Here is a 22,475-nt window from a genome sequence, read left to right on the forward strand (position 1 = left end):
AGCCAACCGGCCCCTGCTTTTTTTGATATTACTTCAATAGTTGCTTACGGATTGTACCTGACAACCAGTCAATGACCGTCACCATCACTACAATACCAATCAAGATAATTCCAACACGTGACCATGAACGGGTCGACAAAGCGAAAATCAAAGGCGCACCAACACCACCAGCACCAACAATACCAAGAATTGATGCGGAACGAACCGCAATTTCAAAACGGTAAAGGGTAAAGTTGATAAATTCTGGCATCACTGATGGAAGCGTTGCCCAGCTTAGGGCGTCGAAACGGTTTCCACCAGCTGAGATAATGGCTTCTTCAGGTCCACGATCAATGTTTTCAATGGCTTCTGAGAAAAGCTTTCCCATCATACCAATTGAGTGGACACCCATGGCCAAGACACCAGCGAAGGCTCCTGGTCCAACGGCCTTAATAAACATAATCGCCAAAACTAATTCTGGGAAAACACGGATAACCGTCAACAAGAACTTTCCTGAAGAAGAACGAATTGAGAACTTCTTTGTCGTCCGTGCTGCCCAAAAGGCAAATGGCACGGCGATAAAGGAAGAAATAATTGTTCCAAGGAAGGCGATGGCCAGGGTTTCAATCAAAGCAGAAACCAAATCTTCCCCGTGTCCTGAGTAGACATAAGACCAATCAGGATGGAAGAGCCCTGAGAAGATTGATCCAAGAATTTGACCAGCCGATGACTTAATCCCTGAGAACTCAATACCAGAGAAAGACCAAATTACAATGACCAAAACAATTAATGAAATGATGTATGGACGACTTTGCTGGTAAAATGAACGTTTTCTAACCATCATGACAAAGCCTCCCGAAGTTTATTCGATAGTGCATCCACCAGAACAACAACCACTAGAATGCCCAGGATAACAACCGATGTTCGGTCATAACGGAACATTTCGAGCGTCGTGTTCAGGTAAAGTCCAATTCCACCGGCACCAAGGTAACCAAGAACGGCAGAAGCACGGACGTTGATTTCCAATGTGTAAAGGAAGAAAGACAAGTACTGGTTCAAGACCTGTGGAATAACGGCGAAAACAATCACTTGGTTTCGGTTACCACCGGCAGCACGCATGGCCTCAATTGGCCCCTCGTCAACCGTTTCAATTGCTTCGTAAAGCAGTTTGAACATCATTCCGAAAGAAAAGACCGACAAAGCACAAACACCAGATAGGGCCCCGATTCCAACAACGGCAACAAAGAGTGCTGCCAAAAGCATTTCAGGAATCGAACGAACCAAGTTCATGATAAAACGAACAATCCCACGAACATAGGGGTTACGTACGATATTTGAAGCTGACACAAGGGCAACCGGAATGGCCGCCACACAACCAATTAAGGTTCCGACAATGGCCATCTGAATCGTTTGAACCAATGGTGTCAAAATATCAGGGATATATGACCAGTCGGGGTTCGCCATCTTGGCCCAAAGGTCAAAGAATTGGTCAGCCGAGAAGTCTTGACCAACCCCCGTTGCCTGCGCGGAAAGGATCACCGCAAAGACCAGTAGCAAGAAAATTGTAAAACCAACGACGTGCCACTCCTTCATCGCTGGACGCTTTGGTATCGACTGTTTCATCAATCTGCCTCCACATCGTCGCCAGCATCAACACTGCTGTCGTCTCCTGCTTCACGGTAAATTTCCTTGAAGTCGCGCTTGTCGACTTCTTCGATTGGCTTATCGTAAATGATACGACCTTCCTTCAATCCAACGATTCGGCTTGAATACTTCAAGGCCAAACCAATGGAGTGAACGTTCAAGATGATGGTCATCCCATCTTCTTCGTTCAACTTCTTCAGGTCGTTCATGACAACCTTGGTCGTCTTAGGATCCAAACCAGAAACTGGTTCGTCGGCCAAGATAACGGCGGGTTCCTGCATCATCGCGCGGGCAATTCCAACACGCTGCTGCTGACCACCAGAGAGGTCACGAGCTTTGACGTAGTACTTGTCAAGCAGGTTCACGCGGGCCAAGTTGGTCTTAACCATCTCCTGGTCTGCCTTAGTGAAAAGTCCGAGAGCTGCCTTCCATGCTGGATAGTAACCAACACGACCTGACATAACGTTTCGGTAAACAGAAGATGTCTTCACCAGGTTGTAGTTCTGGAAGATCATGGCTGTTGAACGGCGAATCTTGTGGAGTTTGTCCCCAGTCGCCTTCGTGATATCTTGACCATCAATGAGGATTTCTCCCTCCGTCACGTCATGAAGACGGTTAATGGCACGGAGCAGCGTTGACTTTCCGGAACCAGAAAGACCAACAATCATCACAAATTCACCCTGTTTGATGTTTAGGTTAATGTCTTTCAATCCCACTGTACCGTTTGGATACACCTTCGAGACATTCTTTATTTCGATATTTCCCTTATTCGCAGTCATAGCATCCTCTTAATTGTCAGATTTTAAAATCTTCTATACCGCACAAAATGGCCGCCCACCAATGGTGGCGACCATTTTGGCCAAATTAGTTTTTATTGCATTTTTTGAAGCTGGCTCTGGTACTTACGAACGATGTCAAAGTTTGAATCCTTTGAGTCCGTTACGCCGTCCCATGAGTAGACGTCGTGCAAGACTTGCTTACCTTCGTCTGTCTTAGCAATCTTTTCCATTGCCTTCTTAATCTTTTCTGAATCTGATGAGCTGACACCCTTACGAAGTGAGATGGTGTCGTTTGGAATACCGCTCGTTGTGTAAAGGATACGAGTCTTATCGAAGACGTCTGGTTGATCCTTCTTAACAATGTTACGAGCGTCACCGAAGATAAAGGCGGCGTCTGTATCACCGTTCAATACTGAAAGAACACCTTGATCGTGACCCTTCACCTGAACAAGGGTTGAGTCCTTAATGACGTTAACACCCTTCTTGTTTAATTCAACTGCTGGGAAGATGTATCCCGCATCTGAAGTAGGCCCTTGAACGGCAATCTTCTTACCCTTCAAGTCCTTGACTGACTTAATGTTTGAATCTTTCTTAACGATAACCATGGCATCATAGTTATCAACCAACTTATCGGTCTTAGCTCCGGTATTATCATTCTTAATACCGTAACGCGTTGACTGCAAGATAACCTTAGCACCGTATTGCTTGTGTGCCATTACGTAAGCGTCTGGTGACAAGAAGCCCATGTCGACCTTCTTAGCACCCATCGCTTCAATAACTGAGTTCGTGTCAGTTGACAACGACACGTGAACTGGAATTCCCAGTTGCTTACTCAACAGCTTCTCAAGTGGCTTCGCCTTGGCTAGCAAGGTGTCCGACTGAGACGAAGGAATGAACTGAACGTTCAACTCCTTCAAATCCATCTTAGAACTTGACTTCCCTGAATCGGATTTCTTTCCACTAGCCGTGAAAGCAAAGAAACCACCAACAGCGATAATCAACACTGCAATAGCAACAAGAAGTTTTTTCATTTTTCCGTTTTTCTCCCAATAAGCAGATAATTAACAAAATAATTCGCCTTTTGACGACTTTGGTTAATCAAGAATACTCTTCATTCGTTACGAGTTAAGTATCTCTCATTTTCAATCGTCCTTCAACATTAATTTTAAACTTTATTTAATCTGCAGCCGAACATTAAATGAAATTTATATAATTTCAACCAAAAAGCCGAACATTTAGTCAATAAAAAAGCACCACCTTCACGGCAGTGCTCCACTTTTTAATCTTTTTTCTTCAATGGGACCCCATAATGGGAGAGCAAGGTCTGCAAATAGTCGACTGGGCTCTGACCCAGCAGATCGTTTGACTGCTTTGACAAGGTCACATTGGCAAAGTCATTGTCGGCCATCCCCTTAAAATGGATGGCATAAGTTTTACTATAATCCGATTCAAACTGTGTAAAGTACTTCTGGATATCTGAAAAGTTTGCTTCGAGGTAATCGTCTGTGTCATCGTCCCCTAGCACAACCAGAACCTTTTGACGGGCCTGGTCTACCCAAAAGCCATCGCCCAAGTTCAGCGCCTGGTTCTGTTTAAACTGCTCTTCAACCGTATTCAATGTTGCCTTAAAAGGATGAATGGGCTTCTTTTGCCTAGTCATACTTGGTTGATCATCATGGACAGTCTTAGGACCCTCCGCACTTCTTGAAAAGTGCTGGCCCTGCTGTTCGGACTTATCAGAACGTTGTTTCTTTACAAAATAGGAGATTCCCCAGAGTACAGCGATAATCAAGAGAATTGGCAGTAAGTGGGTAAAAATAAACATCACCCCTAGTATGAGCAATAGAACAATTAAAATTGCCGGCATCCAGGTTAGGAAGACAAAGCAAAGATAAAGAAGGAAAATAAATAAAATTAGGAATGAAAAGAGAATCATCTAGTACGTCCTTTCTTCTGTTGAAAGTATTTTAGCACTCTTGACTGTTAAGTGCTAGCTATTTCTAAAATTATCATAAAAAAAGACTTAACAAGCATAATCTTGTTAAGTCTTTTTATTTTATGGATCTGAGGGGAGTCGAACCCCTGTCCAAACCGCCCGCCACGCCAGCGTCTACATTCATAGGGCAATCATTGTTACCGCAACCAAAGCAGCCATTGTCCAGAACTTGACTTTGGCTGGGATCGAATTGGTTTTAAAGGGCAAGGCGCCGACATCGTCTTACACTCGAGCTAACCATCTATAAGAGCAAAATCCACCATGTTAGCCTAACGGATATGCTCACGTGTCACTGGTTTTTAGGCAGCGACAGCGTAAGAGTTATTGTTTTTTGCAGTTAAATAGTCTGCCTGCTTTACGCCCAGACGGCGGAATGCAGCTAGCGCTCGAAACAGCCTGTCGAATTCCGGGACAGACCCAAATAAAAAAGCACTAAGGATAAAAATCCTTAGTGCTATTATACCATCTTCCTTCTCTCAAGAAAGCCCTTCTATTGTTTAGAAAGCGCGGTATCGTGCACGACGTGCAGCAACGATTTCTTCACCGGACATCTCTTGCATCTGCTTGAACTCTTCATCAAGCTTATCCTGCATGCCTTCAAAAATCTTAGCATGGTGGCGACCCTCAGGGATAATTTGGTCAATGACATGCTTCTCTAACAAGTCACTGGGCGTAATTCCCATAATGGCAGCCGCTTCATCAGAACGCTTGGCGTCCTTCCAAAGGATGGAAGCGAAACCTTCTGGTGAAAGGATTGAGTACGTTGCGTTTTCAAACATCCAGATTTGGTCAGCTGTGGCAAGGGCCAAGGCTCCACCAGAACCACCTTCTCCGTAAATGATGGCAATCATTGGCACCGTCAACTTCATTGATTCCAGGATGGAATTCGCAATGGCCTCTCCCTGTCCTTGTGCTTCAGCATCCTTACCCGGGAAGGCCCCAGGTGTGTTGATCAATGTGATGATTGGACGGTTGAACTTCGCAGCCTGCTTCATCAAACGTTGGGCCTTTCGGTAACCCCAAGGTTCTGGTGAACCGTTACGCTTTGAGATTTTATCCTGGATGTCCGTTCCCTTATCGATGGCGATAATTGTTACGGGACGGCCCTTTAAACGGCCAATTCCACCGATAACCGATGAATCATCAGATGATAAACGGTCACCGTGTAATTCAACAAAGTCAGTGACCAAACCGTTGATGAGTTCCCGAGCCATAAAACGGTCTTCGCGAGACTTTTTCACGATGTCAGCTGGATTAACATCCTTTTGGAACATCGTCTTAATAAAATCAAACATCGGCTACCTCCTGCTTATGCATTGAAACGATTTTTCCAATCATTTCCGCCATATCTTGACGAGGTACAATCTGATCCACGAAACCGTTCTTCAAGAGCGTTTCAGCACGTTGAAAGTCCTTTGGTAGTTTTTCATGAATGGTTGATTCAATGACTCGAGCACCAGCAAAACCAACTAGAGCGTGTGGTTCTGCTAGGGTCACATCCCCTTGCATGGCGAAGGAGGCGGTCACACCACCGGTTGTTGGATCGGTCAAGACCACCAAGTAAAGCAAGCCGGCTTCTTGGTGGGTAGCAACTGCGCCAGAAATCTTAGCCATCTGCATCAAGGAATTAATACCTTCTTGCATACGGGCTCCACCTGAAGCGGTGAACATAACAACAGGCAATTGATTGGCCGTTGCATGCTCAAAAAGGCGGGTAATCTTTTCACCAGTCTTTGAACCGAGTGAACCCATCATGAAGTAAGAGTCCATGATACCAAGGTCAACTGCTTCACCAGCAATCTTACCTGAACCAGTCAAAACGGATTCGTTCATGTTCGTCTGCTTCTTAGCGCGGTCCAACTTTCCTTGATAACCTGGAAAGTCCGTTTGGTCAATCGTTAGGTCCGCATCGAACTCAACAAAGTCCGTTGCGAAAAGTTCAAGACGTTCGCGAGCTTGCAAACGGAACCCGTAATTACATTCTGGGCAGACACGGTAGTCCCCGAGCTGCTTGTTATAAATCTGAGTGCCACAGTATGGGCAGGCCAAGAAAAGGCCATCAGGAATTCGATCACGAACGGCGTCCGTAACCTTGATTTTAGTGTTATCGACTTTATTGTCAGATGAAAACAATTCCATATTGTCTGGGCTAAGCCCACTCCTCTCTCGATGGGTAGTTAAACTACCGTTGAAAAGATTTACTGTTCTTCTGCCAATGAGGATTCCCATTCAGGCAAGAACTTGTTTTCCAGGTACTTCGTTGTGAACTTGTCTTGAAGGACACCTTCGTCCTTCAACAAGGCCTTTTGGAAGTTCTTAGAAGTTGCGACACCGGAAACGGAGGTTTCATCGATGATACGAGCCAATTTCGCAATTGCTTCTTCACGAGTATCATCGTGTGCAATCAACTTGGCAATCATTGAATCGTAGAATGGTTGAATCATGTCACCATTGTAGAGGGCAGAATCGATTCGAACCCCAGGACCACCAGTTGGCAAGAAGACAAAGTCAACTCGTCCAGCAGAAGGAGCGAAGTTTGCTTCAGGCTTTTCAGCCGTCAAACGCATTTCAACAGCATGACCTTGAATCTTCACGTCTTCTTGCTTCAAAGGTAGCTCTTCTCCGGCTGCGACAAGGACCTGCAAGCGAACTAAGTCCAGTCCAGTAACCATTTCGGTCACGGGGTGCTCAACTTGGATACGAGTGTTCATTTCCATGAAGAAGAAGTTTCCTTCTTGATCCTGCAAGAACTCAATCGTACCAGTGTTTTCGTAATCAATGGCATTCACGGCCTTGGTTACGACATCAACCATGTCAGCACGCATGTCAGGTGTCATTGAAACTGCGGGTGATTCTTCCATCACCTTCTGGTTACGACGCTGCAAAGAACAGTTACGTTCTGGGAAACAAACGACGTTACCAAATTGGTCACGGATAACCTGCATCTCAATGTGGCGGCAATCAAGCATTACCTTTTCGATGTACATATGGTCATCACCATAGTTCATCTTGGCTTCGGCTTGGGCGTTCGTAAAGTTTTCCTGCATTTCTTCATCATGATAGATGAAACGCATTCCCTTACCACCACCACCGGCAGCAGCCTTCAACAAAACTGGGTAGCCAATCTCGTGGGCCACTTCAAGGGCTTCGTCAACGTTGTGAATGTAACCCAGGGAACCCGGAATAACCGGTACGTCAGCCTGGCGCATTTCGTTACGAGCGTGCTCCTTGTTTCCCATCAAATCAATGGTTTCTGGACGAGGACCAATCCATTTAATCCCAACATCGCCAACCATTTCGGCGAAGAGATCGTTTTCCGAAAGAAAACCATAACCAGGGTGAATGGCTTCAGAACCAGTCAAAACAGCAGCTGAAATCACATTCTTCATGTTGATGTATGAATCAACAGGCTTAGGGCCACCCACACAAATTGCTTCATCGGCAATTTGCACGTGTAGCGAATTCTTATCCGCCGTTGAGTAGATGGCCACCGTTTTGATACCCATTTCCTTCAAGGTACGGATAACTCGCACCGCGACTTCACCACGGTTTGCTACCAATACTTTTTTGAACATTTTATTCTCCAATAATAAAGGTCAGTTCGGCCGTTGTTGCCTTCTTTCCGTCAACCCAGGCGATTCCCTTTCCGGAACCGACAGGGCCACGCAAACGATCCAAAGTTACTTCGAGACGAACTTGGTCACCAGGACGAACCATCTTACGGTAACGGGCCTTCTTAATGCCACCAAAGTAAGCAGTCTTACCCTTAAATTCTGGCATTGAGAGAAGAGCAACGGCACCAGCTTGTGCCAAGGCTTCAACAGTCAAAGCACCTGGGAAAGTTGGGTTGCCTGGGAAATGTCCTTGGAAGATTTCTTCGTTAATTGAAATGTTCTTGATAGCAACACATTTTTCACCAGGAACGAGTTCTTCAACCGTGTCCAACATGAGCATTGGGTAACGGTGTGGAAGGATTTCTTGAATTTCTTGTGCGTTCATTAAAGACATGTTTCTTCTCCTTTTATGCCTATGTATGCCAAGCAAACGGTTGAAAGTTTACTTGGCCTAAGGCCAACTTGAGCAAGTAATGCAGATTATTAGTCCGTTGTTACTCGGTAAAGTGGCTTGTCGTAATCAACGACTTCTTCGTTTTCAACTAGGATTTCAGCAATCGTACCTGAAACATCAGACTTAATTTCGGTCATCAACTTCATCGCTTCAATGATGGCAACCGTTTCGCCCTTTTCGACGTGGTCTCCAACAGACTTGAAGTCCGGTTCCTCTGGTTTTGGCTTCAAGTAAACTGTACCAACCATTGGTGCCTTGATTTCCTTACCAGCTGTAGGTGCAGCAGGTGCTGGAGCGGCTACTTCTGATACGGCAGCAGGACTCGCTTCGTTTGAAACAGGGGCGCTGGCTACTGCTACGGGAGCAGCGGCCGCAGCTGGAGCAGCTGGAGCAACCTGTTCATTCTTTGAAAGGTGAAGTGAAAAGTCACCATCTTGAATGGCGATATCGCGGAGCGATGACTTTTCAAGATCAGACATCAACTCACGAATTTCATTAACGTTTAAATTCATTTGGAGTGTTCCCCTTAAAACTTCTTGAAGATGATAGCAGCGTTGTGGCCACCAAATCCGTAGTTAGCCGACATCACGTATTCTGGCGCTTGGTCCTGGTTTGACTTGTTAACCAAGTTGACCTTCTTCGTGTGTTCATCTGCTTCATCAAAGCCGACGTTTTCAGGCAAGATACCACGGTCAATGGCACCAACTGAAACAACGGCTTCAACAGCACCGGCAGCACCAAGCAAGTGACCAGTCATTCCCTTTGTTGATGAGACAGGAACTGAGTTTTCACCGAAGACAGCAGCAATGGCTTCCGCTTCTCCTGAATCGTTGGCACCAGTGGCAGTACCGTGGGCGTTGATGTATGAAATATCTTCTGGCTTGATGTTAGCGTCTTCAATGGCTTCCTTGAATGCGCGGATAACACCTTCACCATCAGGAGCTGGTGATGTCATGTGGTAGGCATCGGCAGTCGTACCATAACCAACAACTTCGGCCAAAACCTTAGCACCACGTGCTTCGGCGTGTTCCAAAGATTCAAGAACCAAAACACCAGAGCCTTCACCAAGAACGAAACCATGACGGTTCTTATCGAATGGCTTTGAGGCTTCCTTTGGATCCTTTTCAGTTGACAAAGCAGTTAAGGCAGCGAAACCAGCAATTCCGATTTCGTTAACAGCGGCTTCGGCTCCACCAGTCAAGACAACGTCTTCCTTACCTGATTGAATGCGCCAGAAGGCTTCTCCGATGGCGTTTGTGGCAGAAGCACAGGCCGTAACGATGGTCATGTTGCTTCCCTTAGCACCAAAACGCAATGAAACGTTACCAGAAACCATGTTAGGAATTGCTTCAGGAACGAACAATGGTGACACACGTTGTGGCCCCTTGTCGTGCATCTTGATAATCTGTTCTTGCATGGTTGTCAAACCACCAATTCCGTTTCCCAAAATAACACCGAAACGGTTTGGGTTTTCCACCTTTGACTGTTCTTCAGAATCTTCATCTGGCAAAAGTCCAGCTTGTTCCATCGCCTGAGTTGAGGCATCGATGGCATACTGTGAGAACAAATCCAACTTACGGGCAGCACGCTTTCCAACGCGTGTTGTGGCATCAAAGCCATCCACTTGACCGGCAACTGCAATACCAGTTTCTGTTGGGTCAAACTTTGTAATTGGCTTAATACCACTTTGACCAGCAAAGATGGCGTCCAAGAAAGCCTTTGTATCATTTCCATTAGGAGCAATTGCACCCATTCCAGTAACTACAACTCGTGTCATTATGTTTCCTTTCAACTTCTTGTTTAAAGAATCGTTAATTAGATGTAAAGACCACCGTCAACCGTAATCGTTTGACCAGTGATGTAATCGTTACCTGCTAAGAACAAGGCAACGTCCGCAACGTCATCCACCGTTCCAAAACGTGACAATGGGATTTCGTTTAAGATAGCTTCCTTCGCCTTGTCAGACAATGCGTCCGTCATGTCTGAAACGATCATTCCAGGCGCAATCGCGTTCACGCGAATGTTACGACGGGCCCCTTCCTTAGCAAGGGACTTCGTCAAACCAATCACACCAGCCTTTGAAGCGGCATAGTTCGCCTGACCCATGTTTCCCATCAAACCGACAACGGAAGCCATGTTGATGATGACACCGTGCTTTTGACGAATCATCTTTTTAAAGACCGGCTGCGTAACGTTAAAAGTACCAGTCAAGTTTGTGTTCACAACGGCAGCGAAGTCTTCCAACTTCATTCCCATTGCCAACTGGTCCTTTGTGATACCGGCGTTGTTCACCAAGATATCAATCCCGTCGAAGTCTTCTTCCTTGTACAAAGCCTTCAAGGCAGCTTCAGCAGCTTCCCCATCAGCGATGTCAAATTGCAAAGTACGAGGTGTCTTTGAGAAAGAGTTAATCACTTCTTCCTTCAAAGGTGAACGGCCGTGCAAAATAATGTTTGCGCCAGCCTTATCAAAGGCGTGAGCAACAGCTAAACCAATTCCTCGTGAAGAACCGGTAACCAAAACAGTTTGATTAGTAAAATCCATTTTTATTCTTCTCCCTTAACTGCTGAAACAACTTTTTCAAAAGTCGTCCAATCCGTTACGGAATAACGGTTAACTTCTTTTGAGACAATCTTTCGTGCAAACTTTGAAAGTGTGACACCAGGTCCAATTTCAAGGAGCGTATCCACTTGATTATCCTTCACCATTTCGTCCAGGCACTGGGCGAAGTAGGTTGGTGAAACGATTTGCTTAGTCAACGTATCCTTCAAACCGGCTTCTACAAAGACCTTCTTTGTCGTGTTGGAATAAACAGGGTACTTGGCCTCCGCAAACTTTTCATTCGCAAAACGCTCTGCCATCTTATCGGCAGCTTCCTGCAAGAGTGGCGTGTGGAAGGCGCCAGACACTGGCAAAGGAATCATCTTCTTTACGCCAGCAGCCATAAGCGCTTCAACGGCTTGATCAACGTCCGCTTTCTTTCCACCAATGACCAACTGTGCAAAGGTGTTAAAGTTTGCTGGGTAAACAGCCAAACCATCTGCTTGCAACTTTTGAACGGTTTCAACAATCATTTCCTGGTTGTCATTCAAAACCGCAACCATCTTGCCAGGATTTGCATCCCCCACCGCTTGCATGTATTCGCCACGATCCTTTACTAAAGCGATAGCCTGTTCAAAAGTCATCATACCGTTAGCAACTAAAGCAGGATATTCTCCAAGAGAGAGTCCTAATCCAGCAACAACTGGACGAACACCAGCTTCCACTAGGCAGGCTGCCAAAGCAGAATCAAAGGCAACAATCGCTGGTTGTGCCCACTTTGTTTGACTAATCTTGTCTTCGTCGTTGAAAACGTCGACAAGGTCATAGCCAAGAATCTGTGATGCCTGATCAATCTTACTTTTAAAGGCGGGTAAATTGTCGTAGAGGTTTTGCCCCATACCGGCCTTTTGTGAACCTTGGCCGTTAAATAGTAATCCGATGCGCATAGAAAGTCCTTACTTTACTTCGTTGTGTTTGGAATACCCAAGATGTCTGTTGCTTGTGCCCATGTATCGGCCAAGATGTCAGCAACTGGCTTCTCTTCGTGAATCAAACCAGAAATTTGGCCGGCCATAAAGGCACCGCCGTCCTTGTCACCCTGTTGTACGGCGGCACGAAGGGTTCCTGATTCAAGCTTTTCAACCGTTTCATAATCTGGAGCAGGCTTTTGAGCCTCTTCGATTTCCTTCTTCACGTATTCCTTGGCCATCTTGTTCTTCAAGACACGGGCACGTGAACCGGCAATGTTACCAGTAACGATGGTATCGATATCGCGGGCCTTGATAATCTTCTTCTTGAAGTTTTCGTGAACTTCAGATTCTGGTGATGCAAGGAAACGGGTTCCCATTTGAACACCTGAGGCACCCAAGCAAAGGGCTGCAGCAACACCGCGGCCATCAGCAATTCCACCAGCGGCGATAACAGGAATATCAACAGCGTCTACAACCTGTGGCACCAAAGCCATGGTTGTCATTTGGCCAATGTGACCACCTGATTCCATTCCTTCGGCGATAACGGCATCAACACCCTTACGCTGCATCATCTTAGCAAGTGAAACGGATGGGATAACCGGCATAACAACGATACCAGCGGCGTGCAATTCATCCAAGAAAGGTGATGGATCACCGGCACCAGTAGCTACGACTTTAACACCTTCTTCAATAATGACGTCGAAGACTTCGCGAATGTGACGAGACATCAACATCACGTTGACACCAAAAGGCTTATCAGTCAAAGCCTTAGCACGACGAACTTCCTTACGAACATCATCTCCGTGCCAGTAACCAGTTCCGATGAACCCAAGTCCACCAGCTTCTGAAATGGCTGCTGCCAATGCACCAGTTCCGGCCCAAGTCATTCCACCTTCAACGATGGGGTACTTCATACCGAGCTTATCAAAAATTTCATTTCCAACTTTTACAGTCATAATTTGCCCTTACCCTTACTTCAAATTGATATATGTACACGGCGACAAGCGCCGCCTAATAAGAAGGATTACTTCTTGTCAGTTTGTTCCTTGATCTTGTTTACCAAGTCAGCAACAGTTGATACTTCTTCAGTATCTTCCAACTTAATGTCGAATTCGTCTTCCACTTGGTTCAAAACTTCGAACAAGTCCAATGAATCGGCATCGATGTCATCAGTCATGTTAGTAGTCATCGTAACTTCTGAGTCTTCCAAATCGAATTGGTCAACCAAGATGTCCTTTACCTTGTCAAAAATCTCTTCTTGTGTCATGAGCACAGTCTCCTATAGGTTCGTATTGCAATACGTTAGATTTTTACGGTGCAGCCTCCTACACCGTAATTGAATAATAATGTTGTAAAAGTCCTGATCAGAGCTTCCAAATCTGAGCGCCGATTGCCAGGCCACCACCGAAGCCAACGAAGGCAACGGTCATACCCGGTTTTACTTGGCCAGACTTGTAAAGTTCATCCAGCAGGATGGCTGTTGAAGCGGCAGAAGTGTTACCGTATTCAACCATGTTCGTTGGGAACTTATCCATCGATTGACCAAAGTTTTTAGCAATCGATTCAATGATGCGGTGGTTCGCCTGGTGGGCCAAGTAAAAGTCCACGTCATCTGCGGATAAGTTTGCCTTTTGAAGGGCCTTATCCAAAGCCTTTGGCACTTCGCGAGTTGCGAAGGAGTATACACCACGACCATCTTGATGGAAGTAAGGGTCCAATGGTGAAATCTCACCTGCAAAGGCATTCTTGTTTGCAAAGCGTCCGGTTAAGATGGCTTCACCACGGTCACCAAAGGTTTCTAGCTCTTCGGATAGTAACCCTTGTTCTTCATCGCTTGCCTCAAGTAAGACCCCTCCGGCACCGTCCCCAAAGAGAACGGAAACCGTACGGTCCTTCCAATCAATTAGCTTTGAAAGTACTTCGGCCCCAATAAACATTCCCTTTTGATAGCGACCAGAAGAAAGGAAGGAAGAGGCAACAGACATTCCATAAACAAATCCTGAACACGCCGCGTTAATATCAAAAGCGAAAGCTTTTTCAGCCCCAATGTTGCCCTGCACGATGGCGGATGTATGGGGTGAAAGTGCATCTGGTGACATGGTTGAAACGATAATGAAGTCGAGGTCTGATGCAGCCCATCCAGCTTCCTTTAGGAGCTTTTGTGCAACAGAAGTTGCCAAGTCAGATGTATTTTCATCGGTCACAACGTGACGGTTATGAATTCCCGTTCGTGGATAAATCCAGTCATCGGATGTATCCATCAAACCGGCTAAATCATCATTTGTCACAACGCGCTCTGGCACTTGCTTTGCGGTTGCTACAATCTTCATCTTTTCCATGTTCAATCCTTTTGTGCTCACTCTTTCAGTAAGTCCTGAAGGTAGTTTTTCAAATTGCCCAGTGCCTTCTCCAGCACTTCCGCTGCATCTTCGCTAAAGCCTGTAAACATGGCTTTCGTTAATTGCATGTGAAAGGCGCGGTGAGCACGGTACAAAATTCGACCCTGGTGAGTCAAGCCAAGCTTAACCACACGTCGATCCGTCTTGGAACGGCGACGTTCCACGTAGCCTTTTTGAACTAGTCGATCAATGGCTGTTGTCATCGCAGATGGTGACAAATGAACAGCCTTAGCAAGTTGTGAAGCCGTCTTTTCCTCATACATCGAGATGGCGTAAATCGTATGCACATCTCTCACTGTTAGTGCAGAAAAGGGACCTTGCTTTAGCGCACCTTCTTCGACCCAGGCAATGTTTGCAATTAAATCAACCAGAGTCTGACTGGCCGTTTTAAAGTCAATGTTTGAAGCAGGTGCTAAATCAGTCTTTTTCATCAGGAGCCACCACAAACATCAGCTCCGCCTTAGTTGCGACTTTATCGTCAACCTTAGCCACAACTTCAACAGTTCCCATGTTTTCGCGAACCTTGCCGAATGTAGCATGCAGCTTCAAAACATCACCAGGAACAACCATCTTCTTAAACTTAGCGTCGTTAATTCCAGTCATGTAAGCCGTCTTCCCCTTAAACTGTGGTGAAGACAAAATCAAAATTGAAGCAGCCTGTGCCAATGACTCGATGATCAACACACCAGGCATTACTGGGTTACCAGGGAAGTGTCCTTGAAAAAACTGCTCGTTAATCGTCACGTTCTTCACGGCAACGATTGATTCGTCGGGCACCATTTCCTCGACGTAGTCCATGTAAATGATTGGGTAACGGTTCGGAATCAAATCCATGATTTCCGTAGTTGTTAACACTGGCATTAGCTGTTCCTTTCTTGGGGCAGAGTCACCCGCTATAAAGAATTATTCAAGATAATGATAGTCTACCATAAATACTTCGATAGTCAAACTATCTCTCCATCGAAGCATTACTGAATAAAAAAAAGCTGCCCACGTAAAAGGTGAACAGTTCTTTTTAGTCGACATTGATATGCCGAACAACTTTTATTTACTTATCGTCATGACGCTTCTTGGTGAACAGGTAGCTCAAACCAGCAACCGCACCCGTCACAGCAGGCCATACAGACCGGACAACCTTTTGACCTGTACTTGGTAGTGCCGCCAGCAGACGAGATGGCTTCTTAGCCGAAGTGGACTGGTTAGCCGTTGCCCCCGCAGCAGTGTTGGCCGCCTTTGAACCGTTATTTGCGTTGTTGCTATTGCTGTTCGTACCGTTCGTTGCGTTGCCACCATTCGTCCCGTTGTGGTGCTTTGGCTGAACCGCATTCTTTTGATAATGAACAGTTACCGTTTGGTCGCTATCATCCAACTTAACTTGTTGAGCCGCAACCGAGGCCTTATCAGGATTTTCATATCCTGCAATGGCTGGTGAAGCTTGGCTAGCCCAAGTATCACCAGTGGTCGTGCCCCAGTTTCCCATCGAGATTAACTGGTGGGTGACCATATCTTCAACCGCTGTTCGTTCAAAGTCGACCGTTTGTACAACGTCTGGCGCAATCTTTTGTCCTTCACCGTTTTCATAGTGAATGGTACGAGTGACTTTCTTAGACAATTCGTCCTGGTACTTCTTAGGCAAGTTAGGCGTTTGGCCGTTCACTTCGTTCTTTTGGTGGTGATAGACAAGTGTCTTGGCATCATCAGAAGTTGTGCCCGTTACCGCCTGCTCGCTTACTGAGTCCGTTGGATTGACGTAACCTTCACCGGACTTGTCAGGAGCAGTGTAAGCCGCCCAATCCTTGTTGGCCGACGTTGCCGTCCAATCGCCATAAACCACTTGGTTCTTTACAAGGTCGAAGTACTCAGCAGTACGGTGTAGGTGCACGATTTGCTTTGTTTGACCGAGTGAGTGGTTGTCATCATCACCATCGACCAAGTTAATGGTACGGGTAACATCTTTATCCGTCTCAGCGTGGTCAGCTGGCACAACAGCCCGTCGTGCGTGCTGATAGTAAACCGTTACCTGCTCATCCGGCTGAAGAGGGTTAATCCAGCGCGTATCTTGAATTGGCTGTTCTGCAACGGTTGGCTGATCTGGATTAGTAAATCCTTCTGAAGTTAAATCTGGTGAAGCTTGTGCGGGAAAGTCCGCGTAGTAGCCGTCTGGATTATAGGAAGCATCACAGTGACTGTATTGCCCCCAACCAACAACCTTTTTGGTTGTGTAATCATAGGTTGCCCAACGCACCAAAGTAACGGGTTGAGTCACTGATGTCGCGATATCAGGACCGTTTGGATTCTCAGCATCCTTATAATGGATAACACGGCTATAGGTCTTGATGAAGTCCGACAGAGGAACCCCCGCTGGTATATTACCAGGGTGAATCAAACCATAGTTGTCGCCCACTTGGCCATTTGCTTTCGCAGTCGTATTAGTCGTAGCCGTCGTGTTCGCACTAGCATTCGTACTCGTGTTCGTCAATTGGCTTTGCTTTGTATGCATCGCCTGGATCATCGAATTATAGGAATTCGCGCTTGGTGCATTCGCTACTGTCTTGGTTACCTCAGCATCAGTTCCCTGAACCTTTGGTGGTTGAATCATTTCAACCCCGCCAGCAAAAGTAAAGGCAGCAACGGACAAGACTGCCCATTCCTTCTCAAGCTTATGCAAGTATTTCTTGTTTAGATGTGTATATTTATGGGTTAATTCCCAATCGATTTTTTGATATCTTCTAGCATATTAACGCCCTACCTTATACCTTAGTTGTACTCCCCTCCCTCCCGTATTTCAACGGATAATGTTTATTCTGTACGCTTATATTTAAATTGTTATCTTTTCGTAACATAAGCGGTGTTTTCTTGAACCTTTTTCATATAAATGTAATAGTTATTCGAAAATAGCTGCCATTTTTTAGAAGAGTTTTTTTACCCTAAAAGCTTGTATATTATAGGAAGAAATTCATCAAAAAGATTATTCCGAAGATCAAAGCAATCAAAATCAGAACGGCGCCCTGCTGTAAATTAATCAAAGCCAAATATTCTCGCAAGCGTCCCCGCCAGCGGACCCGGATTGTCGTCTTTGCGCCAATGACCTGCGCGGATAATCCGACCCGGCGTGCTAAGAAAGAAGCCCGTAAGACATGGTAATCCGATGTGGCGATTAAGATGGTCTGATTTAAGTCATGCAATTTTTCTTTAGAAAAAGTCAGATTCTGAAAAGTATTCCGGCTTGAACTTTCCACTAACAGTTGCTTCTCTGGATAGTCAAAAGTTCTTTCAGCATAAGCCTTCATCGCTACCCCTTCAGGTAGTTGTTCATCAAATCCCTGTCCACCAGTGAAAATAACGGTCGCTTGGCTGCCTTGCTGAATCGCCAGGTCCATGGCTCGGTTAATACGGCCAGCTAAAATTGGGCCAACCTCATGACCGTCCTTTAAATAGGCGCCCAGGACAATCATATCCTGAACTTGTGGCACCTTCCGATGGCGGTACTCATAGCCTTTCATTGCGAATAGGGTCAGGCACCAACCGGCATCAAGCAAGATCAAAATGGCAAATGCCCCCTGCCAAAGAGACTTTAAGATAACGTTTTTCATTGAAAAAGCCATGCCCGACCAGGCCATTATTAACAAAATCAGGAGAAAAATTGTCAATAGCAGCATCATCGGACGCATCCGCAAACGCCACCAAATTCCCCAAGATAGCCATGCTAGGGCCAAAACAAGAATTGTTGTTAACAGTAATAGAATAAAGAGAGCCACATCATCACCCCACTCGTGAGTAAAGGCCATCAATTGAAAGGCCTTTACCTTTATTATAATCACTATCGCCCAATGGTTAAATAAGGACAGTTCGTTGGTTCACTTTCCTGCGATATTGCTATAATGAACACTGTGACAATTATTTTTTCGAGAATATCTTCTTTCAAAACCCTCGCAATAGAAAAGTGAATTCACAGAGGCAAATCATGCGTGCATTACAAAGCAAAATCATCGCAGAACTAAAGGTGCAACCCGCCATTGACCCAATGGCAGAGTTCCGGCGTTCCGTTGACTTTCTCAAACAGTACTTAAGCAACAGTCAGTACAATGGGCTCCTACTCGCAATTTCGGGCGGACAGGACTCTACTCTAGCCGGCTGCATTGCCCAAACGGCCATCAACGAGTTACGAGAAAATGATAGCAGCGACTACCGTTTCATTGCAGTACGTCAGCCATACGGTCGGCAAGCTGATGAAGATGATGCACAAGCTGCTCTGGACTTTATTCAACCCGACCAAGTGGTGGTGACGGACATTAAGAAAAGTACCGATGCCATGGTATCTTCGCTTCGGGCTGCTGGTCTAGTCGTCGACGACCTGAGTCGTGGATCAATCAAACCTAAAATGCGAATGATTGCTCAGTACGCCGTGGCTCGAGAGCACAATCTCGCAGTGATTGGTACCGACCATGCAGCTGAATCCGTCACTGGTTTTTTCACTAAATACGGCGATGGCGGTACCGATATCAACCCGCTATGGCGCTTAAACAAACGACAGGGCCGGGAAATTCTTGTAGCATTACACGCTCCAAAAGGACTTTATGAAAAAGTGCCAACGGCGGATTTGGAGGATAATCATCCTCAGTTGCCTGATGAAGTTGCCCTAGGAGTTAGCTATGATTGCATTGACGACTACCTAGAGGGAAAAGATATTCCCGAAAAGGATGCGCAACGTATCGAAACGCTCTACCTTGCCTCTCAACACAAGCGGCACGAACCGGTTACCATTTACGATACCTGGTTTATTAAGTAAAAAATAAAAGGACATAGCCTTTGCTATGTCCTTTTTTATATATCGAAAAAAATGCAAGGCACAAAAAAAAGAACCGCCAGATGGCAGTTCTTTGAAATAAAGTCTTATTTTTAGCCGATGTGTGCGAAGTGCAACAAAGTACGGATCATGTTTGAAGTGAAACCGTATTCGTTATCGTACCAAGCAGCAATCTTAACCAATTGTTGACCGTCACCTTCGATGATTTCAGTCTGTGTTGGGTCAAAGACAGTACCGTGAGTGTCGTTGATGATATCGTTTGATACCAATCCGTCACCGTTGTATCCGAATGAATCAGATTCGTACTTCTTCATAGCTGCGTTGATTTCTTCAACAGTAGCATCCTTCTTCAAAACAGCAGTCAATTCAGTGATTGAGCCATCAGGAACAGGAACACGGATAGCTGAACCAGTCAACTTACCATCCAATGAAGGAACAACCTTTCCGATTGCCTTAGCGGCACCAGATGAGTGTGGCAATGAGTTTGAAGCAGCATCGCGGTTTGCTTGACGCTTTTCAAACTTAGCTGACTTAGGTCCATCTTGCAAGCTTTGTGAAGCTGTGTAAGCGTGGATAGTCAACATCAAACCAGTCTTAACACCGAATTCCTTTTCAAGTGCGTTGGCCATTGGAGCCAATGACTGAGTAGTACATGAACCAGCAGAAACAATCTTATCTGATGACTTCAAGATGTCTTGGTTAACACCGTAAACAACAGTAGGAACATCACCAGCTGGTGCAGAAATCAAAACCTTCTTAGCACCTGCGTCCAAGTGAGCTTGTGACTTTTCGGCTGAAGTATAGAAACCAGTAGCTTCCAATACGTAGTCAACGCCGTCGTTTTCAACCCACTTCAAGTCAGCAGCGTTACGTTCTGCGTAAACCGTGTAGTGCTTTCCGTTAACGATGATGCCAGTTTCATCAGCTGAAACATCAGCGTTCAAAGTACCGTGAATTGAGTCATACTTCAACAAGTATGCCAACATTTCAGGGCTAGTCAAATCGTTGATGGCTGCAACTTCAACATCAGCTGCTGAGTCACCCAATTCCAAGATACGGCGGAATGCCAAACGACCAATACGACCGAATCCGTTAATACCAATCTTCACAGTCATGTGTGTAGACCTCCAAATAATTTTTTGACCTATGTCAACACCCATATTATAACACAACGGCTAGTTAGCAATGCAAGTCAAATAATTATTTCCTCACAAACTGGACCATACCATTTACTATTATCACTGGGTATTATGAGAATATCATGGTAAAATAAAAAGAATATTTAAATTTTTCCTTTCTAAATAAGGGAGAACAAAGGAGAGAGACTATGAAAACTTGGTCAAGTAAAAAAATTACGATCTTAGCAGCAATAATCGCCCTCAACGTGGCACTATCTTACGTGGTGCACATCCCCGTTCCAGCCACTTCTGGTTTTGTTAACCTAGTTGAAGCCGGTATCTTCGTTGCCGCTTTAACCATGGGACCAGGTGCCGGTTTCTTGGTTGGTGCCTTTTCGGGTGGACTACTTGATTTGTTTGCCGGCTACCCACAGTGGCTAATCTTTTCATTCGTTATCCACGGATTAGAAGGTTATATCGCTGGTTTAGCCATTGCTAAGTCTAGCTGGGCACAAGCGGTCGCACTGGTTGTTGCCTCAATCGTCATGATTATCGGTTACGTATTTGCCGGTGCTATTCTTTATAACTGGGCGGCCGGTTGGGCTTCCATTGTTGGAAACCTTGGACAATGTGTCTTCGGTGCCGTCATCGCACTCATCATCCTGCCTTTCCTAAAAGGACGTATGACAATCAAATAATTTTACGGCAGGCCCACTGGCCTGCCTTTTTATTTTTTCGAAAGTTTTTATTTTCTTAATATTCATGGGATAATATAAATAAGAAACAAGGAGGAAATTCATGTCTCAAACATTTGATTATGACGTTGTCTTCATCGGTGCCGGTCACGGAGCCTTTGATGGCGCACCTGCACTAACCGCTGCGGGTAAGACCGTTGCCTTTATCGAAGAAGATAAGGTCGGCGGAACTTGTCCAAACTGGGGCTGCAACGCCAAAATTATTTTGGAAGCGCCTGCTAAGGCTGTTCAAACAGCTAAACAGTCAGACGGTGTCATTGCTGGTGATACGCACATCGACTGGCCAACTGCGATGAAGCGTAAGCAAGAAATTATCAATGGATTCGCTCCTGCCATTCAAGGTGCCATGGAATCTGTCGGTGTTGATTTCATCTTTGGCCACGCATCGTTCGTTGATGCCCATACGCTACAAGTTGGTGACCGCAAGGTTACAGCGGATAAGATTGTCATCGCCACTGGGCAGCACTCACACCGCCTAGACCTACCTGGTAAAGAATTCCTACACGATTCAAAGGACTTCTTGAGCATCCCCGTTGTACCAAAGAAGATGGTTATCATCGGTGCCGGCTTCATCGGATTGGAAGCTGCTTCTATCATGCGTGCAGCTGGTTCACAGGTAACGGTTATCATGCGCGACCAACAAGCATTGCCAGCCTTTAACCGTGACTACACGGAAGAATTGCTGAAGGCTTTGGCTAAACAAGGTGTTCTCTTCATCAAGAACACAACGGTTGAAAAGATTGAACAGAACGGTTCATCTTACTCAATCTCAACCAACACCGGTTCCTTCCCTGCCGACTATATTCTCGACGCAACCGGCCGTATTCCTAATACCGACGGCCTTAACTTGGCCGAACTCGGCATCAAATACGATCACAAGGGTATTGAAGTCAACGAATTCCTTCAAACAGCCGTTTCAAACATTTACGCTTCTGGTGATGTTATCAAAAAGGATGTGCCAAAGCTAACGCCAACCGCTACTTTCGAATCTCAGTACATCGTGTCACACATTCTGGGTGAAGAAAAAGAAGCCATCAACTACCCAGCAATCGGTGAGAACCTCTTCACTACCCCTCGCTTAGCACAAGCTGGTGTCACGGTTGATGAAGCCAAAGCGCATCCTGATCAGTTCGATATCATCGAACAAGACGTCATGGACGACTGGTACCGCTTGGTCGACTTTGAACAGGCCGGTAAGCGTTCTTTGATTTACAACAAGGAGAAGCAACTGGTCGGTGTGATTGAATTGTCAGACAAGGCCGAAGACGTGGTCAACGCCCTTCTTCCCGCCATCGAGTTTGGTTACACGCCAGCTCAAATCAAGCGTCTGGTAACCATTTTCCCATCAATCGGCTACTCAGCCTTGGATAACTTGCAGTAAGCGAGTTACTTTTCAACAAATCGTTAACACAAAAAAG

The 22,475-nt window shown here is 45.7% G+C and carries 24 protein-coding genes and 1 other RNA gene; 3 read left to right on the plus strand and 22 right to left on the minus strand.

The annotated features are described in order from the left end of the window. Positions 1–28 precede the first annotated feature (28 nt). The 21 genes from phnE (BMZ93_RS04905) to BMZ93_RS05005 all read right to left on the minus strand — a co-directional run bounded on the left by phnE (BMZ93_RS04905) (position 29) and on the right by BMZ93_RS05005 (position 18,165). Positions 29–823, minus strand: coding sequence for a phosphonate ABC transporter, permease protein PhnE (phnE, locus tag BMZ93_RS04905; RefSeq protein ID WP_091502741.1), 795 nt, complete (start codon positions 821–823; stop codon positions 29–31). Continuing rightward, positions 820–1,602 (minus strand): phosphonate ABC transporter, permease protein PhnE, encoded by a 783-nt coding sequence (gene phnE / locus BMZ93_RS04910; protein ID WP_200769366.1) that lies wholly within the window; start codon positions 1,600–1,602, stop codon positions 820–822. Before phnE (BMZ93_RS04910) ends, phnE (BMZ93_RS04905) begins: the two co-directional genes overlap by 4 nt. Further along, complete coding sequence (phnC, locus tag BMZ93_RS04915) at positions 1,602–2,402, minus strand: phosphonate ABC transporter ATP-binding protein (protein WP_091502743.1); 801 nt, start codon at positions 2,400–2,402, stop codon at positions 1,602–1,604. The genes phnE (BMZ93_RS04910) and phnC overlap by 1 nt, the downstream gene beginning before the upstream one ends. A 92-nt stretch (positions 2,403–2,494) precedes the next feature. Then, entirely contained in the window at positions 2,495–3,433 is a 939-nt protein-coding gene (locus BMZ93_RS04920; RefSeq protein ID WP_091502744.1) for a phosphate/phosphite/phosphonate ABC transporter substrate-binding protein, read from the minus strand. 248 nt (positions 3,434–3,681) lie between these two features. Further along, positions 3,682–4,227 carry a hypothetical protein gene (locus tag BMZ93_RS04925; RefSeq protein ID WP_091502745.1) on the minus strand — a complete coding sequence of 182 codons (546 nt, stop codon included), beginning with the start codon at positions 4,225–4,227 and terminating at the stop codon, positions 3,682–3,684. A gap of 231 nt (positions 4,228–4,458) precedes the next feature. Beyond that, positions 4,459–4,817: a transfer-messenger RNA gene (ssrA, locus tag BMZ93_RS04930) on the minus strand. Between the two features lie 78 nt (positions 4,818–4,895). Further along, positions 4,896–5,693 (minus strand): carboxyltransferase subunit alpha, encoded by a 798-nt coding sequence (accA, locus tag BMZ93_RS06680; protein ID WP_091502746.1) that lies wholly within the window; start codon positions 5,691–5,693, stop codon positions 4,896–4,898. Continuing rightward, the gene (accD, locus tag BMZ93_RS06685) at positions 5,686–6,537 is read right to left on the minus strand and encodes an acetyl-CoA carboxylase, carboxyltransferase subunit beta (protein WP_091502747.1); all 852 of its coding nucleotides are present in this window, start codon (positions 6,535–6,537) and stop codon (positions 5,686–5,688) included. The genes accA and accD overlap by 8 nt, the downstream gene beginning before the upstream one ends. A 59-nt stretch (positions 6,538–6,596) precedes the next feature. Further along, positions 6,597–7,973 carry an acetyl-CoA carboxylase biotin carboxylase subunit gene (locus tag BMZ93_RS04945; RefSeq protein WP_091502748.1) on the minus strand — a complete coding sequence of 459 codons (1,377 nt, stop codon included), beginning with the start codon at positions 7,971–7,973 and terminating at the stop codon, positions 6,597–6,599. A gap of 1 nt (position 7,974) precedes the next feature. Further along, positions 7,975–8,406 (minus strand): 3-hydroxyacyl-ACP dehydratase FabZ, encoded by a 432-nt coding sequence (gene fabZ, locus BMZ93_RS04950; RefSeq protein WP_091502749.1) that lies wholly within the window; start codon positions 8,404–8,406, stop codon positions 7,975–7,977. An 89-nt stretch (positions 8,407–8,495) separates the two neighbouring features. Next, a complete protein-coding gene (gene accB, locus BMZ93_RS04955) occupies positions 8,496–8,978 on the minus strand; it encodes an acetyl-CoA carboxylase biotin carboxyl carrier protein (RefSeq protein WP_091502750.1) in 483 nt (160 codons plus the stop codon). A gap of 14 nt (positions 8,979–8,992) precedes the next feature. Further along, a complete protein-coding gene (gene fabF / locus BMZ93_RS04960) occupies positions 8,993–10,243 on the minus strand; it encodes a beta-ketoacyl-ACP synthase II (protein WP_091502751.1) in 1,251 nt (416 codons plus the stop codon). 38 nt (positions 10,244–10,281) lie between these two features. Continuing rightward, positions 10,282–11,010: a 3-oxoacyl-ACP reductase FabG gene (gene fabG, locus BMZ93_RS04965; RefSeq protein WP_091502752.1), complete on the minus strand. Its 729-nt coding sequence runs from the start codon at positions 11,008–11,010 to the stop codon at positions 10,282–10,284. A 2-nt stretch (positions 11,011–11,012) separates the two neighbouring features. Then, positions 11,013–11,954: an ACP S-malonyltransferase gene (locus BMZ93_RS04970; RefSeq protein ID WP_091502753.1), complete on the minus strand. Its 942-nt coding sequence runs from the start codon at positions 11,952–11,954 to the stop codon at positions 11,013–11,015. Between the two features lie 14 nt (positions 11,955–11,968). Continuing rightward, entirely contained in the window at positions 11,969–12,934 is a 966-nt protein-coding gene (locus BMZ93_RS04975; protein WP_091502754.1) for a DUF561 domain-containing protein, read from the minus strand. 68 nt (positions 12,935–13,002) lie between these two features. After that, positions 13,003–13,245, minus strand: coding sequence for an acyl carrier protein (locus BMZ93_RS04980; protein WP_091502755.1), 243 nt, complete (start codon positions 13,243–13,245; stop codon positions 13,003–13,005). Between the two features lie 97 nt (positions 13,246–13,342). Further along, entirely contained in the window at positions 13,343–14,317 is a 975-nt protein-coding gene (locus BMZ93_RS04985) for a beta-ketoacyl-ACP synthase III (protein WP_091502756.1), read from the minus strand. Between the two features lie 17 nt (positions 14,318–14,334). Then, on the minus strand, positions 14,335–14,808 hold the full coding sequence (locus tag BMZ93_RS04990; protein ID WP_091502757.1) for a MarR family winged helix-turn-helix transcriptional regulator: 474 nt from the start codon (positions 14,806–14,808) through the stop codon (positions 14,335–14,337). After that, a complete protein-coding gene (fabZ, locus tag BMZ93_RS04995) occupies positions 14,795–15,238 on the minus strand; it encodes a 3-hydroxyacyl-ACP dehydratase FabZ (RefSeq protein ID WP_091502758.1) in 444 nt (147 codons plus the stop codon). The genes BMZ93_RS04990 and fabZ (BMZ93_RS04995) overlap by 14 nt, the downstream gene beginning before the upstream one ends. Before the next feature lie 187 nt (positions 15,239–15,425). Continuing rightward, positions 15,426–17,045, minus strand: a complete 1,620-nt coding sequence (locus BMZ93_RS05000) for a mucin-binding protein (protein WP_143404277.1) — start codon at positions 17,043–17,045, stop codon at positions 15,426–15,428. A gap of 274 nt (positions 17,046–17,319) precedes the next feature. Then, positions 17,320–18,165 carry a YdcF family protein gene (locus BMZ93_RS05005; RefSeq protein WP_091502763.1) on the minus strand — a complete coding sequence of 282 codons (846 nt, stop codon included), beginning with the start codon at positions 18,163–18,165 and terminating at the stop codon, positions 17,320–17,322. Positions 18,166–18,341: 176 nt separating this feature from the next. Here BMZ93_RS05005 and nadE point away from each other — a divergent pair, with 176 nt between their 5' ends. Then, on the plus strand, positions 18,342–19,166 hold the full coding sequence (gene nadE, locus BMZ93_RS05010) for an ammonia-dependent NAD(+) synthetase (protein WP_091502764.1): 825 nt from the start codon (positions 18,342–18,344) through the stop codon (positions 19,164–19,166). 110 nt (positions 19,167–19,276) lie between these two features. Here nadE and gap read toward each other — a convergent pair whose 3' ends face one another. Beyond that, positions 19,277–20,299, minus strand: a complete 1,023-nt coding sequence (gene gap / locus BMZ93_RS05015; protein WP_091502765.1) for a type I glyceraldehyde-3-phosphate dehydrogenase — start codon at positions 20,297–20,299, stop codon at positions 19,277–19,279. Positions 20,300–20,511: 212 nt separating this feature from the next. On the opposite strand from gap, the gene BMZ93_RS05020 reads away from it, so the two are divergent. Continuing rightward, the gene (locus BMZ93_RS05020) at positions 20,512–21,000 is read left to right on the plus strand and encodes an ECF transporter S component (protein WP_091502766.1); all 489 of its coding nucleotides are present in this window, start codon (positions 20,512–20,514) and stop codon (positions 20,998–21,000) included. 100 nt (positions 21,001–21,100) lie between these two features. Beyond that, entirely contained in the window at positions 21,101–22,438 is a 1,338-nt protein-coding gene (locus tag BMZ93_RS05025) for a dihydrolipoyl dehydrogenase family protein (RefSeq protein WP_091502767.1), read from the plus strand. Positions 22,439–22,475 lie beyond the last annotated feature (37 nt).

It is taken from the genome of Fructobacillus durionis (assembly GCF_900112405.1).
GTDB classification, from domain to species: Bacteria; Bacillota; Bacilli; order Lactobacillales; family Lactobacillaceae; genus Fructobacillus; species Fructobacillus durionis.